The organism is Acetatifactor sp., from assembly GCF_982438285.1.
The window spans coordinates 1-4,024 of record NZ_CEWDFQ010000286.1 but is presented as its reverse complement, the minus strand read 5'-3'; the positions used below and the strand labels follow the sequence as shown (position 1 = coordinate 4,024).

3 protein-coding genes are annotated in these 4,024 nt (G+C 49.5%); all 3 read left to right on the top strand.

The window, feature by feature from the left end:
- Positions 1 to 1,519 (top strand): response regulator transcription factor (locus tag AC1WIP_RS12520; protein WP_481142142.1); only part of this gene is annotated, 1,519 nt, incomplete at its 5' end.
- On the top strand, positions 1,516 to 3,273 hold the full coding sequence (locus tag AC1WIP_RS12515) for a cache domain-containing sensor histidine kinase (protein ID WP_481142141.1): 1,758 nt from the start codon (positions 1,516 to 1,518) through the stop codon (positions 3,271 to 3,273). The genes AC1WIP_RS12520 and AC1WIP_RS12515, both read left to right, overlap by 4 nt.
- A partial coding sequence (locus tag AC1WIP_RS12510; RefSeq protein ID WP_481142140.1) for a substrate-binding domain-containing protein occupies positions 3,270 to 4,024 on the top strand: 755 nt, incomplete at its 3' end. The genes AC1WIP_RS12515 and AC1WIP_RS12510, both read left to right, overlap by 4 nt.

Here is a 4,024-nt window from a genome sequence, read left to right as displayed (position 1 = left end):
GGTGGATTGGGAGAGTATAGGCTTTCAGGTGATTGGGGAAGCGGAAAACGGCATAGAGGCTCTGGAGCTGGTGGAGAAAAAGGAGCCGGACCTGCTTCTTACGGATATCCGCATGCCCTTCGTTTCTGGAATAGAGCTGGCAAGACAGGTAAGGGAAATCCGCCCTACCACGCAGATTGCATTTTTGAGCGGGTTCGACGAGTTTTCCTATGCCCAGCAGGCCATACAGTACAATATTATCAGCTATCTGTTAAAGCCCATTTCCATGCGGGATTTGACAGAGGAGCTTAAGAACATTAAGAAGAAGATAGACCACATTTTTGAAGAATTTGACTTAAGAAAGCAGGAAAAAACCTATATTCATGAGTTTGTGCTGCCTCTTTTACTGGACAGCTATGGGAAGCTGGACCATCCCCACAGGGAGGAACAGCTTTTAGAACAGGCTGTGGCCTGCGGACTTGTGCGCAGTAAAAGCAATGCCCTGCAGTATGTGGTGCTTGCCACCATGGTGCAGGATCGGGAGGGTGTAAACCGGACGGCGCCAGAGCTGGTGCATTCTGTAGACCTGATTTTGAAGAAATATGCAGGCTTTTACAGCTTTTACATGGAAGGACGGGTAATTTCCCTGCTCTTAGCCACAAAAGGAGCCTTTGAAAAGTATCTTCACATTATGGTGGGGGATATTGTACAGAGCACGGAGCGTATTCTGGGGCTGCACTGTCACATCGGAGTCAGCCGGATACAGGAGCATTTTACTGGCTGCCATGAGGCATACAATGAAGCCATGAATGCCCTTGGCTACAGCAATACCAAAGAAAAGAGCAGTATCCATTACATAGCGGACGAGGAGCGGGTGACTTCTCTTGATCTGTCCACAATGCAGGACGTGGTAACAGAGCTGGAAAATCTCATACGGGGAGGCTCCAGGGAGGAGCTGCAGCAGTACCTGGAGGAATTGTTTGAGGGCATGAGAGGGGAAAATGTGCAGATCAAGCTGAAATTTCTCATGATGCAGATGTTTTCCTCTATTTTTCGCATTGTCTGTGCGGTGACGGATGAGATTACTTTGATGAAAAGGCTTACCTTTGTGGAAGGCTCCTACGGAGAGATGAAGGAACAGCTCATATCTGTCTGTCTGGAGGCCAGGGAGCTGGTAAATGCCGGGAAGAAAAAAAGCAGCCAGATCATGTGCGAGCAGGCTATGTACCTGATTGAAAAGGAGTACGCTGATCCGGCCCTGTCTCTGGTGGGTGTCAGCGGAAAAATCAATGTGAGCCCCAATTATTTAAGCGCCCTGATCAAAAAGGAGGCGGGAATGAGCTTTGTGGACCTGCTGACTCGAAAACGCATGGAGCGGGCCAGGGAGCTGGTTACGGGCACTTCTATGAAGGTCAGGGAAATTGCGGAAAAGTGCGGCTATAACGATCAGCATTATTTCAGCTACTGCTTTAAGAAGTACTGCGGGATATCTCCAAACGCCATGCGGCAGCAGATAGGAGAACAGCAGGAGGGGCTATGAAGAAAAGCAAGTTGTCTCTTTCCCATATTATCACCATGCTGGTGGTGTCGCTGGTGACTATCATCATTTTGTCCACAGCGTTTGTGTTCATGTCCGTATATGTAAACAGCATGGAAGAGAATGCCGCCACCAGCAGTGAGCAGACGGTGGTGCAGGTGTCAAACACGGTGGGAAATTACATAGAGGACATGAAGGAGATCATGACGCTGATTGAGGAAAGCTACCGGATGGAAAAGGAGGAGAGAGAGGATACCTTAAAAACCCTTACAAACGTGCGCTCCGATCTGGTGGCTATCTATGTGTATGATGAAAATGCAGAGCTTTTAAGCGCATATACGGGAAGGTATGATTTCAAGGAGAATTATTTGAAAAATTTATCCTATGTGGAGGCACCGGAATATGAACAGGGAGCCATCTATATTTCCAAGCCCCATGTGGAGTCCATGCTGGTGAACGAATATCCCTGGGTGGTTTCTGTGCTGCAGGAAATAGAGGGGGAAAACGGGAAAAAGAACAGAGTGGTCATCGACATCCGCTTTTCCAAAATATCAGATTATGTGGACGACGTAGGAATAGGGCGGCACGGCTACTGCTTTATTACGGATATGGACGGGGAGATTATCTATCATCCCCAGCAGCAGCTGATCTATTCCGGGCTGAAAAGTGAGCCCACTGCAGATGTGATGGGAAGAGAGGACGGCTCCTATCAGGAACAGCAGGTGATTTATGCCGTAAAAACTCTGGATAATTACGGATGGCGGGTGGTGGGAGTCAGCTACATCAGTGAGCTGGTTACTGCTAAGGAGACTGAGGTTTTTGGAATTGTCATTGTGATACTGGTGATTATTTTCTTTGTCACCTTCGTCAGCAGCTATATTATGTCCTGTGTGGTTTCCAAGCCCATTCAAAGGCTGGTGAACGACATGGGGGAATTTGAAAAAAACGCCGCAGGCTATTCCTACAGCCCCATGGGCGGCATCGGGGAAATACAATTTCTGTCCCAGTCCTTTGGACATATGGTGAAACGAATCCAGAGCCTGATGAATCAGGTCAGACAAGAGGAGATCACGCTGAGAAAGACGGAGCTTAAGGCGCTGCAGGCTCAGATCAATCCCCACTTTCTCTACAATACGCTGGATTCCATCGGCTGGCTGTGCGAGGAGGAGAGAAGCAGGGACGCGGTGGAAATGGTAAACGCCCTGGCGAAGCTGTTTCGGATCAGCATCAGCAAAGGCCATGAGCTGATTACGGTGGAGAAGGAGCTGGAACATGCAAGAAGCTACCTGAAAATACAAAAATTCAGATATAAAAATCAATTCAATTATGAATTTCAGGTGGAAGAAGGATGTCTTTCCTATTACTGCAATAAAATCACCCTACAGCCCATCATTGAAAACGCTATTTACCATGGTCTTAACCGGATGGTGGATGAAGGGCAGATTGTTGTGCGGGCCTATACGGATGGAGGGGATATGGTTTTTGAGGTGGAGGACAACGGTGTGGGAATGACGAAGGAGCAGTGCCGCAGCATCCTGCAGAAGGAGCCCGGGGAGAGCGCTGGTATCGGCATTAAGAACGTCAATGACAGGATTCAGATATACTTTGGGGAGAGCTATGGGGTACAGATAGAAAGCGAACTGGATGAAGGAACCACGGTAATGATCCGGATGCCGAAGCTGGAAAGAGAGGACGTGGAAACCTATACCGGGTCCCTGAAGGGCTCTGATCCTGCAAAGAAGGGAGAAAGTCGATGAGGAAGGGAAGAAGAGGGATTTGCCTGCTTGCGGCGGCTGCGCTTGTCTTTTTTGTCTGCGGCTGCACCTCGGGAGGGGAAAACCGCAAATCTTATGTGGCGGTGATCACCAAGTCTACCTCCAGCACCTTTTGGAAAACGGTATATGCGGGGGCGGCTGCGGCGGCTACGGAATATAATCTGAGCCTTACCCTTACCGGGCCGGAAAGGGAGGAGGACTATGAGCGGCAGAATCAGTTGGTCCGGGAAGCCATGGACAACGGGGCAGAGGTGATTGTTTTTTCCGCTGTGGATTATAATGCCAATTCCCAGGTGATCAATGAGGCCGCCCAGAGAGGAATTAAAATTGTGGTGATAGACAGCGACGTAAACAGCGATCAGGTGAGCTGCCGGATCGGGACAGATAATGTGGAGGCGGGCAGACAGGCGGCCCAGGCGGCCTTGTATACTGACAAAGAGGAGCTTTATGTAGGCATCGTAAACTATGATGTAAATTCTGCCAACGGGCAGCAGAGGGAGCAGGGATTCCGGGAAATTATGGAAGAAAACCCGCGGGTGAGGGAGATCACTACCATAAACGTGGTATCCACCACGGAGGACGCCAGGGAAGGAACCAGAGAGCTGATCAAGGAAAATCCTCAGATCAATGTGATTGTCACCTTTAACGAGTGGACCAGCCTGGGCGTGGGGTGGGCCATCCGCGATCTGGAGGTAAAGGGTGCCATTCATGTGGTGGCCTTTGATTCCAATAC